Annotated in this window: 10 protein-coding genes; 4 read left to right on the top strand and 6 right to left on the bottom strand. The window is 54.0% G+C overall.

Annotated features, from left to right (window positions below; all coding sequences use genetic code 11):
* Window positions 1-20: 20 nt before the first annotated feature.
* Entirely contained in the window at window positions 21-2,408 is a 2,388-nt protein-coding gene (locus L2097_RS16885) for a glucose/quinate/shikimate family membrane-bound PQQ-dependent dehydrogenase (RefSeq protein WP_047371798.1), read from the top strand.
* Window positions 2,409-3,098: 690 nt separating this feature from the next.
* On the opposite strand, the gene cueO is transcribed toward L2097_RS16885, so the two are convergent.
* The gene (cueO, locus tag L2097_RS16880) at window positions 3,099-4,694 is read right to left on the bottom strand and encodes a multicopper oxidase CueO (protein WP_250353334.1); all 1,596 of its coding nucleotides are present in this window, start codon (window positions 4,692-4,694) and stop codon (window positions 3,099-3,101) included.
* Between the two features lie 155 nt (window positions 4,695-4,849).
* Here cueO and L2097_RS16875 point away from each other — a divergent pair, with 155 nt between their 5' ends.
* The 3 genes from L2097_RS16875 (at window position 4,850) to speD (ending at window position 6,969) form a co-directional block, all read left to right on the top strand.
* On the top strand, window positions 4,850-5,197 hold the full coding sequence (locus L2097_RS16875; RefSeq protein WP_047373393.1) for a YacC family pilotin-like protein: 348 nt from the start codon (window positions 4,850-4,852) through the stop codon (window positions 5,195-5,197).
* A gap of 96 nt (window positions 5,198-5,293) precedes the next feature.
* Window positions 5,294-6,160, top strand: a complete 867-nt coding sequence (speE, locus tag L2097_RS16870; RefSeq protein WP_047371800.1) for a polyamine aminopropyltransferase — start codon at window positions 5,294-5,296, stop codon at window positions 6,158-6,160.
* A gap of 14 nt (window positions 6,161-6,174) precedes the next feature.
* The gene (speD, locus tag L2097_RS16865) at window positions 6,175-6,969 is read left to right on the top strand and encodes an adenosylmethionine decarboxylase (protein WP_085005556.1); all 795 of its coding nucleotides are present in this window, start codon (window positions 6,175-6,177) and stop codon (window positions 6,967-6,969) included.
* Between the two features lie 81 nt (window positions 6,970-7,050).
* Here the strand turns inward: speD and L2097_RS16860 are convergent, their stop codons facing one another.
* From L2097_RS16860 to lpdA, 5 genes are all read right to left on the bottom strand, one after another.
* Window positions 7,051-7,224, bottom strand: a complete 174-nt coding sequence (locus tag L2097_RS16860) for a hypothetical protein (protein WP_167337899.1) — start codon at window positions 7,222-7,224, stop codon at window positions 7,051-7,053.
* A gap of 159 nt (window positions 7,225-7,383) precedes the next feature.
* Window positions 7,384-7,746, bottom strand: a complete 363-nt coding sequence (yacL, locus tag L2097_RS16855; RefSeq protein WP_047371802.1) for a protein YacL — start codon at window positions 7,744-7,746, stop codon at window positions 7,384-7,386.
* Between the two features lie 194 nt (window positions 7,747-7,940).
* The gene (gene acnB, locus L2097_RS16850) at window positions 7,941-10,538 is read right to left on the bottom strand and encodes a bifunctional aconitate hydratase 2/2-methylisocitrate dehydratase (RefSeq protein WP_250353333.1); all 2,598 of its coding nucleotides are present in this window, start codon (window positions 10,536-10,538) and stop codon (window positions 7,941-7,943) included.
* Between the two features lie 271 nt (window positions 10,539-10,809).
* Window positions 10,810-12,246 (bottom strand): hypothetical protein, encoded by a 1,437-nt coding sequence (locus L2097_RS16845; protein ID WP_223883562.1) that lies wholly within the window; start codon window positions 12,244-12,246, stop codon window positions 10,810-10,812.
* A gap of 154 nt (window positions 12,247-12,400) precedes the next feature.
* Entirely contained in the window at window positions 12,401-13,825 is a 1,425-nt protein-coding gene (gene lpdA, locus L2097_RS16840; protein WP_047373395.1) for a dihydrolipoyl dehydrogenase, read from the bottom strand.
* Window positions 13,826-13,983: the final 158 nt, after the last annotated feature.

The following is a 13,983-nucleotide window of genomic DNA, read 5'->3' as shown; positions in this document are numbered from 1 at the left end:
AATTTGGTGAGTGTCTTTTTATGGCTGAAACAAAAACGCAACGGTCAGGTATCCTCGTGATACTGACAGCGCTGTTCGCAGCATTCTGCGGACTTTGGTTACTGATCGGCGGGGTATGGCTGGTCTCCCTTGGCGGCTCCTGGTACTACCCCATCGCGGGTATTATCATGCTGGGCGTCACCGCGCTTTTATGGCGACGTAAGCGTTCTGCGCTATGGCTGTATGCCGCGTTGCTGCTGGCGACCATGATTTGGGGCGTATGGGAGGTGGGCTTCGACTTTTGGGCGCTCACGCCGCGCAGCGATATCCTGGTCTTCTTCGGTATCTGGCTGATTCTGCCCTTTGTCTGGCGCAGATTGATTTTTCCTTCCGGCGGTGCAGTTGCCGCACTGGTGGTAGCACTGCTGATTAGCGGCGGCATTCTCACGTGGGCTGGTTTTAATGACCCACAAGAAGTGAACGGAACGCTGAAAGCGGATGCCACGCCAGCCGCCCCTATCTCACAGGTAGCTGATGGCGACTGGCCGGCTTATGGCCGCAATCAGGAAGGTCAACGCTATTCTCCGCTCAAACAGATTAATGCCGATAACGTCAAAAATCTGAAGGAAGCCTGGGTGTTCCGCACCGGCGACCTGAAGCTGCCGACTGACCCGGGTGAATTGACCAACGAAGTGACGCCAATCAAAGTGGGCGACACCCTTTATCTGTGTACCGCTCACCAGCGCCTGTTTGCACTGGACGCATCGACCGGGAAAGAGAAATGGCATTTTGACCCGCAGTTAAATGCCAACCAGTCCTTCCAGCATGTGACCTGTCGCGGCGTTTCTTATCATGAAGCACGTGCAGATAACGCCAGCCCGGATGTCGTGGCAGATTGCCCGCGCCGCATTATGCTGCCGGTAAACGATGGGCGTCTTTTTGCGATCAACGCCGACAACGGCAAGTTGTGCGAAACCTTTGCCAACAAAGGTATTCTGAATCTGCAGACCAACATGCCGGACACCACGCCGGGTCTGTATGAGCCGACCTCACCGCCGATCATTACCGATAAAGTGATTGTGATTGCCGGTTCGGTGACCGACAACTTCTCTACCCGTGAAACCTCTGGCGTTATCCGTGGTTTCGACGTGAACACCGGTAAGCTGCTGTGGGCCTTCGATCCGGGCGCGAAAGACCCGAACGCGATTCCGTCTGACGAACATAGATTTACCTTCAACTCGCCTAACTCGTGGGCGCCAGCCGCCTATGATGCGAAGCTGGACCTGGTGTATCTGCCAATGGGTGTGACCACCCCGGATATCTGGGGCGGCTATCGCACGCCGGAGCAGGAACGCTACGCCAGCTCCATCGTGGCCCTGAACGCCACCACCGGTAAACTGGCCTGGAGCTATCAGACGGTTCACCACGATCTGTGGGATATGGATATGCCGTCCCAGCCGACGCTGGCAGACATCACAGTTAACGGTAAAACGGTGCCGGTGATTTACGCCCCGGCGAAAACCGGCAACATCTTCGTGCTGGATCGCAGCAACGGTAAGCTGGTTGTCCCGGCGCCGGAAAAACCGGTTCCGCAGGGTGCGGCCAAAGGCGACTACGTGACCAAAACGCAGCCGTTCTCCGACCTGAGTTTCCGTCCGAAGAAAGATCTCAGCGGGGCGGATATGTGGGGCGCGACCATGTTCGACCAACTGGTCTGTCGCGTGATGTTCCATCAGTTGCGCTATGAAGGCATCTTCACCCCGCCATCTGAGCAAGGCACGCTGGTGTTCCCGGGTAACCTGGGGATGTTCGAATGGGGTGGTATCTCCGTTGACCCTAACCGTCAGGTGGCGATCGCCAACCCGATGGCGCTGCCGTTTGTGTCAAAACTGATCCCACGCGGTCCAGGCAACCCGATGGAACAGCCGAAAGATGCGAAAGGCAGTGGTACGGAAGCGGGGATTCAGCCGCAGTATGGCGTGCCTTTCGGCGTAACCCTGAACCCGTTCCTGTCCCCGTTTGGTCTGCCGTGTAAACAGCCAGCCTGGGGTTATATCTCCGCGCTGGATCTGAAAACCAATCAGGTTGTCTGGAAAAAACGTATTGGTACGCCGCAGGACAGCATGCCGTTCCCGATGCCGGTTCCGGTGCCATTCAATATGGGCATGCCGATGCTGGGCGGTCCGATTTCCACGGCGGGTAATGTGCTGTTTATCGCGGCAACCGCAGATAATTACCTGCGCGCATATAACATGAGCAACGGTGAGAAACTGTGGCAGGGTCGTTTACCAGCAGGCGGACAGGCGACGCCAATGACCTATGAAGTGAATGGCAAGCAGTATGTTGTCATCTCTGCAGGCGGTCACGGTTCGTTTGGTACGAAGATGGGCGACTATATTGTTGCCTACGCCCTGCCGGACGAGAAGTAAGAAACCGTTCCCTCATCCCGCACAAGGTAAAAGCAAAAAGGCAACGCACGTTGCCTTTTTTAATGTTTTCTCCCTCTCCCCGTGGGGTGAGGGATCCTCATAAAAATGCGAGCACGACCTGTCCCCTCTCCCCGAGGGAGAGGGCCAGGGTTAGGGGGAAAATGCGGCGCTGGTGGTCATTCCGTTCACCTTATGTTCGGTGCTTTTCTATAACGACAGCACCCGTGAACGTGCCAGGGTGGCTCATCGCCACCACCCTGGCAACCCGGGCTCCCGGCAGGAAAATCGCCGCTTCGCGGTCCACTCGTCTTATGTCGTCTGACTTTCGGGTCGGGGACCAGCCTGCGTCCTTGCAGGCTATCCCCTCCGCCCGCTTCCCTGCGGGCGGCCCCGGTCAGCCGTCAACGCCTCATCGATTTTTAGCCGGACCCTGTCATCGCGGTAACTATTTTATTCTCATTACGCGGTGTTATCGCTGTAAAACGTAATATGACCGGGGATTACTCAGCCCTCAGGGAGAGGGCATCAGACCGCACAAGGTAAAAGCAAAAAGGTAACGTACGTTGCTTTTTTAGTGTTTTCTCCCTCTCCCCGTGGGAGAGGGCCGGGGTGAGGGCATCAAACCGCAGAGTTGTCTTTTCCCCCTCACCCTAACCCTCAAGGGAGAGGGAACTGCATGGAGCCGATTTCCTAAACCGTAAACCCTACCATCATCCCCGTATCCTCATGTTCCAGCAGATGACAGTGCGCCATATAGGCATACTCTTTCGGCGCGTCGTGAGCAAAACGGACCAGCACTTCACTTTTCGCCCCTTCAACGCTGACAATATCTTTCCAGCCTGCGCGATGTGCGGCAGGCGGTTTACCGTTTTCCGACAGGATGCGGAACTGTGTGCCATGGATATGGAACGGATGCAGCATCATGTCGCCCTCACCGGAAATGACCCAACGCTCCCAGGTATCTTTCTGCGCGGCAAACGCAGGCACTTGCATATCAAATGCCTTGCCATTGATACGATTGGCGCTATGAAATTCCATTTCCCCATTACCGTGATTCATCTGCCCCATGTCGCCATGGTTCATGCTCATGTTCATACCACCGTGGTTCATCTGCATCTGACCATGGTTCATATTGCCATGGTGCATCCCCATACCTGCCATAGCAGCATCGCCGTATTTTTGCTGCAGAGCCTGCATACCCATCATGTCCAGCATCGGATCCATGGAGAGCTGTAGCGTCCGTTGTGTTAATCCTTCCAGCGCTGCCAGTCCAGGGAGCGTCGCCAGTGTGTCAGGCAAGGTACCGGATGCGGTTACCACCACCGGTTGAATACGCAACAGCGGATACGGCTTATCAAATGGCGCAACCGTCATCCCCATTTGCTGTACAGGCAACGTGACCAGATCGAAGACTTTATTATCTCGGGTCTCAACCAGTACCTCAAAGCGCTCTCCCGGCAACAGTGACAGCTCGCTGACTTTCACCGGAGAAGTCAGTAAGCCACCGTCACTGGCAATCACGTAAAGCGGGCGATTATCGCTGGCAGCTACGGTCAGCGAGCGAGCGTTACATCCATTGAGCAGGCGTAAACGCAGCCAGCCACGAGGTGCCGCATGCTGTGGATAGAGGGCGCCGTTCGTCAGTAATGTATCGCCAAACCACCCTACCGCCGCGCTCATCACATCCAGTTGATAATCAATCTGCCCGTCAGCGGCAAAGCGTTTGTCCTGCATAATGACCGGAATATCATCAATACCCCACTGCTGAGGCAGCCGTAACTTACGGCTGTTTTCATCTTCAATCAGCAGCAGTCCGGCCAGCCCCATTGCTACCTGATGGCCGGTTTTTCCATGTTGATGAGGGTGAAACCAGCAGGTTGATGCAGGCTGATCCGGCGTAAACGAGACCGTACGGCTATCGCCGGGCTTAATCACACCCTGCGGCCCGCCATCGACGTCACCCGATACTTCCAGCCCGTGCCAGTGTACGGTTGTCTCTTCCGCCAGCGCGTTGCGAATGGACACGTTAACGGTTTTCCCCTGACGCAGTTGAATCGCTGGCCCGAGCAGGCTGCCGTTATAGCCCCAGGTTGTTGCCTGCTTGCCCGCAAACGTCGACGTTCCTGTCTGAACCGTAAGCTGGATATGGTTTTGCGCATCGGCGCTCAGCAACGGGGGAATCGGTAACACGGGCCTTTCCGCCGCCAGCAAAGAACGACTCCAGAGCGGCAGTGCACTCGCCACGCCGAGCGCAGCAGAGTATTTCAAAAAATCACGACGTTGCATGTCCCTTTCCTTACTGTTATCAGCCTGGAATTTGAGCATAAACCCTCCCCTTGCCGGAAGGTCAAGAAATGTGGCTGTATTCGGACGATAATAAATATCGTCGCCTCGCCAACAGTGTGCTAACGTTTAATTTCCGTTATGCCGTGGTAGAAATAATGAAGACGCTTTTCAGAACGATTTTATTCGGCAGCCTGCTGGCTGTCTCCGCTAATAGCTACGCCCTGAATGAATCCGAAGCGGAAGATATGGCCGACCTTACGGCTGTATTTGTCTTTCTGAAAAATGACTGTGGCTATAACAATTTACCCAATGGACAGATTCGCCGGGCGCTGGTTTTCTTCGCACAGCAAAACCAGTGGGATCTGAGTAACTACGACTCCTGGGACATGAAATCGCTCGGCGAAGCAAGCTATCGCGACCTGAGTGGCATCCGCATTCCTACCGCCAAAAAATGCAAAGCGCTGGCGCGTGACTCGCTCAGCCTGCTCGCCTACGTGAAATAAGTTATTTCCAGCGAGGGACGCTGGCCGTGCATCCACAGTCAGAGTTAGCTATGATGTTGCGCCTGTTTTGAGCAGGTGTTAACAAAGGAGCAACCTATGGCCGATAACACGCTGTGGCACGAAACGCTGCACGACCAGTTTGGGCAATACTTTGCCGTTGATAAGGTGCTGTACCACGAGAAAACCGGGCACCAGGATCTTATCATTTTCGAAAACGCCGCTTTTGGCCGTGTCATGGCGCTTGATGGCGTGGTACAAACCACCGAACGCGACGAATTTATCTATCACGAAATGATGACCCACGTTCCGCTGCTCGCCCATGGCCGCGCGAAACAGGTGTTGATCATCGGCGGTGGCGATGGCGCCATGCTGCGTGAAGTCACCCGCCATAAAAATATCGAAACCATTACCATGGTGGAAATTGATGCCGGCGTCGTCTCTTTCTGCCGCCAGTATCTGCCGAAACACAACGCGGGCGCTTACGACGATCCCCGTTTCCAGTTGGTTATCGATGATGGCGTGAACTTTGTTACGCAAACCACGCAAACGTTTGACGTGATCATTTCCGACTGTACGGATCCGGTTGGTCCCGGCGAAAGCCTGTTTACCTCGGCGTTTTACGAAGGCTGCAAACGCTGCCTGAATCCTGGTGGCATCTTTGTCGCACAGAATGGCGTCTGCTTCCTGCAACAGGATGAAGCGTTAGACAGCCACCGTAAGCTCAGTCATTACTTCACCGATGTCGGGTTTTACCAGGCGGCTATTCCCACCTATTACGGTGGCATTATGACTTTCGCCTGGGCGACAGATAATGAAGCGCTACGTCACCTTTCCAGCGAGATTATTCAGGCGCGTTTCCATAACGCAGGCCTGACCTGCCGTTATTACAATCCGGCCATTCATACGGCAGCGTTTGCTCTGCCACAATATCTGCAAGACGCACTCTCTTCGCAGTCGTCCTAAGGAGAGATACGAAATTGAAAAAACTGAAACTGCATGGCTTTAACAACCTGACCAAGAGCCTGAGTTTTTGTATTTACGATATCTGCTATGCCAAAACGGAAGCAGAACGTGATGGGTATATCGCTTATATTGATGAACTCTATAACGCCAATCGTCTGACGGAAATCCTGACGGAAACCTGTAATATCATCGGAGCCAATATCCTCAATATCGCCCGTCAGGATTATGAGCCGCAGGGTGCGAGCGTGACTATTCTGGTCAGCGAAGAACCGGTCGACCCGCAGCTTATCGATAAAACCGAGCATCCCGGGCCGCTTCCCGAAGCCGTGGTCGCCCACCTCGATAAGAGCCATATTTGCGTACATACCTATCCGGAAAGCCACCCGGAAGGGGGACTATGCACTTTCCGCGCGGATATAGAAGTGTCGACCTGCGGGGTGATTTCACCGCTGAAAGCGCTGAATTACCTGATTCACCAGCTTGAATCGGACATTGTGACAATCGATTATCGCGTTCGCGGCTTTACCCGTGACGTCAACGGCATGAAGCACTTTATCGATCATGAGATCAATTCTATTCAGAACTTTATGTCAGAGGATATGAAGTCGCTGTATGACATGGTGGACGTGAACGTTTATCAGGAAAATATCTTTCACACCAAGATGTTGCTTAAAGAATTCGATCTTAAGCACTACATGTTCCATACCAAACCAGAAGAGCTGACAGCGCAGGAACGTAAAGAGATTACGGAAGCGCTATGGAAAGAGATGCGTGAAATTTACTACGGTCGCAACATTCCGGCCGTGTAACCCACAACGGAGCAAGGATGCTCCGGTCTGTTTGCCAGAGCGCATCGCTCATTCCAGTAAGTTTCGCGGGTCGCGCGATGTTCAGCGTGTTGTTTCGTCATGGAACCACTCCACGTCAACATTGGCAATATCAACACCGTACAGGCTGGCGACGGCGAGCAGCGACTCCATTATTCGTCTGCTGTTATGTTCCGCATCATGGCGCTGAGCGCGCGCTGAATTGCGCAAAAAATAACGGGAAATAAACGCTTTCATCTCAGTCTCCGCAAGCTATCCGGAAGACCATTCCAGCGCAAAAAATCGACAAAGGGAAATATGAAAAACAGCTGAGGTTTTTCACTACGCGCATTTACAGGGACAGAGCACCGGTTCCCGGCAATGCGGAAGACCGGTCCCGGAGAAGCAAGGGGTAAATTAACGCTGTTTAAGGAACTCGCGGTATGCCGCTACCACATTGAGAAAGTCTTCCACACCGCACATCGACAGGCTCTCTTCATCGTAATAGCTCATCCCCTCTTCCATCTCATCGCCTGAGAATTCGAGTTGGTTGGCACGCACCATGACCTCTTCGCCATCCATCCACAACGTATATTCATGCCCGGCGCGCTGCCACGAGCGTTCGCTGCCTTTCACGGTATGCGCTGCCTGCTCCACTTCATCAAGCAGGGCCAGGTTGTCTTTCACTTCTTCATTAAACCAGTGACCAACAGCTTCGTGGCCCATCGACATGCGCACTTTTACCACTCCGGTGATGTCGCGCAGAAATTCGTAATCCATAGTGTTTTCCTCTGCAAAGCCATTAGGGTAATTATCGCAGCAGAGAGGAAGAAAAAAAGCGTGGAGGGTGGGAGGAATGAAAATAAAAAGGTGAGAGCAAGACCCTGCGGCCTGATGCCCTCACCCCCAGCATTGGGTCAGGTGCGGTCTGATGCCCTCACCCCCAGCCCCTCTCCCACGGGAGAGGGTAGCATTTACACTGCCGTCTGGAAAATCACGCCGTCAGCTTTGTCCGTATACTGGTTCAACTGATCGAAGTTCAGATAACGGTAGGTATCCACCGCGGTCTTATCAACCTGAGCAATATAGGTCTGGTACTCTTCCGGCGTCGGCAGTTTGCCGAGCAGAGAAGCCACCGCCGCCAGTTCAGCCGACGCCAGGTAGACGTTAGCGCCAGTCCCTAAACGGTTCGGGAAGTTACGGGTTGAGGTGGAGACCACCGTCGCACCGTCAGCTACGCGCGCCTGGTTGCCCATACACAGGGAGCAGCCCGGGATCTCAATACGCGCGCCGCTCTTACCGAACACGCTGTAGTAGCCCTCTTCGGTCAACTGCGCGGCGTCCATACGGGTCGGCGGCGCAACCCACAGGCGGGTCGGCAGCTGGCCTTTATGCGCATCCAGCAGTTTACCGGCAGCACGGAAGTGGCCGATGTTAGTCATGCAGGAACCGATGAACACTTCATCGATCTGCGCGCCCTGAACATCAGAGAGCAGACGCGCATCGTCCGGATCGTTCGGCGCACACAGAATCGGCTCTTTAATTTCAGCCAGATCGATGTCGATCACCGCCGCGTATTCTGCGTCAGCATCGGCTTCCAGCAGTTGCGGATCCGCCAGCCATTTTTCCATGCCCTGGATACGGCGCTCCAGCGTACGACGATCGCCGTAGCCTTCGGCAATCATCCATTTCAGCAGGACAATGTTGGAATTCAGGTACTCGATAATCGGGTCTTTGTTCAGCTTGATAGTACAGCCGGCAGCAGAACGCTCAGCAGACGCATCGGTAAGCTCAAATGCCTGCTCGACTTTCAGATCCGGCAGACCTTCGATTTCCAGGATGCGGCCAGAGAAGATGTTTTTCTTCCCTTTCTTCTCAACGGTCAGCAGGCCTTGCTTGATAGCGTACAGCGGGATCGCATGAACCAGGTCACGCAGGGTAATGCCCGGCTGCATTTTACCTTTGAAGCGCACCAGTACCGATTCCGGCATATCCAGCGGCATCACGCCAGTCGCCGCCGCAAACGCCACCAGGCCGGAACCCGCCGGGAAGGAGATGCCGATCGGGAAACGGGTATGGGAGTCACCGCCGGTACCCACGGTATCCGGCAACAGCATACGGTTCAGCCAGGAGTGAATAACGCCATCGCCCGGACGCAGGGAGACGCCGCCACGGTTCATGATGAAGTCCGGCAGCGTATGATGGGTGGTCACGTCAACCGGCTTCGGATACGCCGCGGTGTGACAGAAGGACTGCATCACCAGGTCAGCAGAGAAGCCCAGGCATGCCAGGTCTTTCAGCTCATCACGGGTCATCGGACCGGTGGTGTCCTGAGAACCGACGGAGGTCATTTTCGGCTCGCAGTAAGCGCCCGGACGGATACCGGCCACGCCGCAGGCGCGACCGACCATTTTCTGCGCCAGAGAGTAACCACGGCTGCTTTCCGCCACGTCTTTCGCCTGACGGAAGACATCACTGTGCGGCAGACCCAGCGCTTCACGCGCTTTAGTGGTTAAACCACGGCCGATAATCAGCGGAATACGGCCACCGGCACGCACTTCGTCGACCAGCACGTCGGTTTTCAGCTCAAAGCTGGCCAGCAGTTCGTTGGTCTCGTGGTTACGCACTTCACCTTTGAACGGATACACGTCAATCACGTCACCCATATTCAGGTTTGACACATCCACTTCAATGGGCAGCGCGCCCGCATCTTCCATGGTGTTGAAGAAGATCGGCGCAATTTTACCGCCGAGGCACAGGCCGCCGCCGCGTTTGTTCGGCACATGAGGGATGTCATCCCCCATAAACCACAGTACGGAGTTGGTTGCAGACTTACGGGAAGAACCGGTCCCCACAACGTCACCCACGTAGGCCAGCGGGAACCCTTTTTTCTGCAGGGCTTCGATCTGTTTGATCGGGCCAACGCTGCCAGGCTGATCCGGCTCAATGCCTTCACGGGCGTTTTTCAACATCGCCAGGGCGTGCAGTGGGATATCCGGACGCGACCACGCATCCGGCGCCGGAGACAGGTCATCGGTGTTAGTCTCACCGGTCACTTTGAAGACGGTAACGGTAATTTTTTCTGCCAGTGCCGGACGGCTCAGGAACCACTCGGCATCCGCCCAGGATTTCAGTACCTGCTGCGCGTATGCATTGCCCGCCTTCGCTTTTTCTTCGACATCATAGAAGTTATCGAACATCAGCAGTGTAGAAGAGAGCGCTTTAGCGGCAATCGGTGCCAGTTTGTCGTTATCCAGCGCGTCAATCAGCGGATGAATGTTGTAACCACCCTGCATGGTGCCGAGCAGTTCAATGGCTTTTTCAGGAGTAACCAGTGGGGAGGTGGCTTCGCCTTTGGCGATAGCAGCAAGGAATCCGGCTTTTACGTAGGCAGCTTCATCTACACCAGGCGGTACGCGGTTGATCAACAGATCTAACAGGAATTCTTCTTCGCCCTTAGGCGGGTTCTTCAGCAGCTCGACGAGCGCGGCCATTTGGGTTGCATCTAAAGGTTTGGGTACAATTCCCTCGGCGGCACGTTCTGCTACGTGCTTACGGTATTCTTCTAGCACGACGGTTCTCCTCGCTCTCATTGTCATAATGCGGCAGGCGATTCTCTTCACGCTCCTGTGAGACAGCAGTTTGTAGGGTAAATCCGCAATACCGCAACGGGCAGGATAGCAGGATTTTCAGGGGGTGTTAATCTGTTTACAAAAAAGCAACATTAAAAATTGGCTGAATCGTTAAGGGCAGGATAAAGCAGAGGAAATCGTCTTTTAAAGACAGAGAAAAAACGGTAGAAACCACGCAATACGGCCCCGCAGGGCCGTACCAGAAGAAACGTTACTTGTCTTTTGACATATTGAGTAAGTTATTGCGCTCATACTTTTCTGGGGTGATGGTTTTATCCACCAGCTCGCCCAACACATACTTACGCACCGTTTCGACGTTATTCACCTGCGTATGGTTACCGATACTGGTCAGGAAGCCTTTCGCATTGTAATTGAAGGTGGTGGCATTGGTTTCTTCATTATCCACCGTATGGTACAGATAATTCTGTGAATTTTTGCTTGAATTAAGCGAAAGCGGCGTGGCCGGGTCCAGCGCCTGATACCAGGACGCGGTCAGGTGGGTATGCAGCGTCTGCTTAACGCTCAACGAACCATCATGCGACGTACTCTCTTGTGTCGATTGCGATGCCTGGTACGCGAAGCTCTCTTTCTCATCCATACGATACGGGTTAATGGCTTTCTCCGTTTCCGTCAGCGACAGGGAGAAATCACTCAGACCGCGGATCTGTACCTTGCCATCGCCGCCCATCTGAATTGCGCCCGTTGAGCTCGCCTTGCTGCTCTCTTTGGGCTGCGTCTTATTCAGCGCATGGAAGGCGGATTTAAGCATCGCCATTTGATCGCTATCGCCGTGGCCATCACGACGTGCTTTATCAAACTTGCTATCCCAGGCGTTTAAGGCCGCCTGTTGTTCCGCCGCATTGCCCACCAGAGACGGATTAGACGTATCGCTGGTCATTTTCAGCGAGAAATTATTGTCCTGATAGCCAATCCAGCGTTCACTCCCATCCGCATGGAAGTTAAGGGATTGCTGTGACAAATCGCCACGGCTGAGATCGGTTTTCAGATCGACGGATTTGATAAGAGAGCTGTCAAACTGCGTCAGGCCAGAAACGTCCATTCTCGGAGGCTTCTCGCTCAAACCGTTAAGCGCAGACTGGAAAGCATTGCCTAATTTCGCTATCTCTGCCGCTTCGTCATTGCTGGCTTTGCCGCCTTCGGTTGTGAGTTCCACGGCAATACCATCACTCTGACGCGTCAGATTCAGATGGACAACAGAACCTGATTGCGTCGTGATATTCAGCGACACGGCAGATTTAGTGGGGAAAGTTATGTTGTTATCCAGCCCGAGGCTGGTCAGCGCCTGACTCACATCGCCCTGATTATCGGCGTAGTTACTGAGCAGTAACCCCCCCAGCCCACTTAACGAGGATACGCCTTCACTGCTCAACCCCAGATGCATCAGCCCCGAAAGCGCACTGTCCGCTTGCGTTGACGCTTTCGCAGCATCGCTAATTTTGGTTGGCGACATGGAGTACACGGCGGCAATTTCTGCCGTCTGGCTGCCGAAAATCACTTTCGCAGAAGCGGATGCCGCGGCAGGCAATGCCGAGCCGTTGGATTTCACTGTCGGTGAGGAGTTGCCGACAGAAGACGCCAGATGTGACAGCGTGGTCAGAAACGTCTTGTTGTTGATGCCAGTGATCATGACGATGAAACTCCCTCTCTCATCGATAAGGTATGGAGTATATACATCGGCAGATCGCGCGCATTATTTATACCAAAATGGAGAAATTATGAATTTATTCTCAAACGGCGGGCAAAAAAAACGCCTCCGAAGAGGCGCTTAACAGGAAGCGAAATTATTTTTTCTTCGCTTTCGGGTTCGGCAGGTCAGTGATGCTACCTTCGAACACTTCGGCTGCCAGGCCTACAGACTCGTGCAGCGTCGGGTGTGCGTGGATGGTCAGCGCGATGTCTTCTGCGTCACAGCCCATTTCGATAGCCAGACCGATCTCACCCAGCAGCTCGCCGCCGTTGGTACCAACAATCGCACCACCGATGACACGGTGAGTCTCTTTGTCGAAAATCAGTTTGGTCATACCGTCTGCACAGTCAGAAGCGATTGCACGGCCAGAAGCAGCCCACGGGAAGGTGGCGGTTTCGTAGCTGATGCCTTTCTCTTTCGCTTCTTTCTCAGTCAGGCCTACCCATGCCACTTCTGGTTCGGTGTAAGCAATAGACGGGATAACTTTCGGGTCGAAATAGTGTTTTTTACCGGCGATAACTTCGGCGGCAACGTGACCTTCGTGAACACCTTTGTGCGCCAGCATCGGCTGACCGACGATATCGCCGATAGCATAGATGTGCGGTACGTTGGTGCGCAGCTGTTTGTCAACGCGAATAAAGCCACGCTCGTCAACTTCAACACCCGCCTGGCCTGCATCAAGCAGTTTGCCGTTCGGTACGCGACCGATAGCCACCAGCACCGCATCATAACGCTGTGCTTCCGCAGGCGCTTTTTTGCCTTCCATGGAAACGTAGATACCGTCTTCTTTCGCTTCAACGGCAGTCACTTTGGTTTCCAGCATCAGGTTGAATTTCTGACTGATGCGTTTGGTGAAGACTTTCACGATGTCTTTATCAGCAGCCGGGATAACCTGGTCGAACATTTCAACCACGTCAATTTCTGAACCCAGCGCATGGTAAACGGTACCCATTTCCAGACCGATGATACCGCCACCCATAACCAGCAGGCGTTTAGGAACGGTTTTCAGTTCCAGTGCGTCGGTGGAGTCCCATACGCGCGGATCTTCATGCGGAATGAACGGCAGTTCGATCGGACGGGAACCTGCGGCGATGATCGCGTTGTCGAAGTTGATCACGGTTTTGCCGTTTTCGCCTTCAACTTCCAGGGTGTTTGCCCCGGTGAATTTACCCAGACCGTTGACCACTTTCACTTTACGACCTTTCGCCATGCCTGCCAGGCCGCCAGTCAGTTGAGTGATAACTTTTTCTTTCCAGGTACGGATTTTATCGATATCAGTCTGCGGCTCACCAAATACGATACCGTGAGTCGCCAGCGCTTTCGCTTCTTCGATGACTTTCGCTACGTGCAGCAGCGCTTTAGAAGGGATACAGCCGACGTTCAGACAAACACCGCCGAGGGTGTTGTAACGTTCTACGATGACGGTTTCCAGACCTAAATCAGCGCAACGGAAGGCAGCAGAGTAACCTGCCGGGCCTGCCCCAAGTACCACGACCTGAGTTTTGATTTCAGTACTCATCATGACCTCTTATTGATTTCCGGCAGTCAGGTACTTGTCGCCCTTTATCCACCGGGACGTTCTATCCGCCCGCAGTTTACAAAAATGTTAACAATTTTGAAACAACAAACGGCTCACGAATGCTCGTTTCGCTAATAACCTCACAGACATTATGAGGT

Origin of the sequence: Citrobacter sp. MNAZ 1397, assembly GCF_023613995.1 — a bacterium.
Lineage (GTDB): Bacteria > Pseudomonadota > Gammaproteobacteria > Enterobacterales > Enterobacteriaceae > Phytobacter > Phytobacter ursingii.
This window is presented reverse-complemented; position numbering and strand designations above follow the sequence as displayed.